The 860-nt window shown below is 46.8% G+C and carries 1 pseudogene; it reads right to left on the bottom strand.

The features are described from left to right. Positions 1-860: pseudogene (locus CIK04_RS28025) on the bottom strand (PTS transporter subunit EIIC); the annotation flags it as partial.

The following is an 860-nucleotide window of genomic DNA, read 5'->3' as shown; positions in this document are numbered from 1 at the left end:
ACAGCGCGAAGTTGTTCAAACTGATTGGCGTCATGACTGTGATGAATGCCAAAACAATGGTAATAGGACGCGTCAACCCAACACAAAACCAGTTAACGTAGGTGAAACCTCTAGTAGAGAACTGACTACCCAACCAGCGCCATTACTTAGCCACATACCCGCAGGGGCAACCACTGACAGAACCAAAGTTGAAGTCACCGTAAAAGAAAGTAGCGGAGTGAACACTGGCTTGGCAGAAGCAGGAACGAACTTATCTACCATAGGGGTGATTTTAGATAGTACCCAAACCGCTAAAATTGCAGGAACAATCGCACCACCATAAATTAAGCAGTTCAATGGGAAATACAACCAACAACCTTCAAATTCTGGAGCGCTACCTACACCAGAAAGGAGGCTCGCTTTTCCAATAGCTTTGGTGACATCATCGCTGCTGCAACGGCTAACGCAATGTATTCGTTCACTCTAAAGACCTTTGCGGCAGGAAAAAAGAAAACCGCATTGGCAGAAAAAGAACACTGCGACAGAAATAGAACAGGAAGAAAAATACTGTATCAGAGCTTTCAGAAATGACGTTGGTCGCAATCAGGCCTGAGAGTAACCCCATCAGCATCCCCGCCCCGCAATCGCTGGCACAACAGGGCCAAAGATACCCGCGACAATACGCATAGCATTTTGGAATAAWTTACCCTTCTCCTGCTCCACTTCCACCCCTTTTGGCGCAGCACTCGCACCGGACAGTGCTAGGTACCATTTTTCAACGTCGACACCAATGACTACCTGTGTCTGACCTTGCCCAAGCACTACACCTTTTACCCCCTGAATGGCTTCTAATTTATCTTTATCCACTTTCGATTCATCGA

The organism is Vibrio sp. 03_296 (assembly GCF_002265885.1).
Note: the sequence above shows the minus strand (reverse complement) of the source record. Positions and strands in the feature narration are given on the sequence as shown.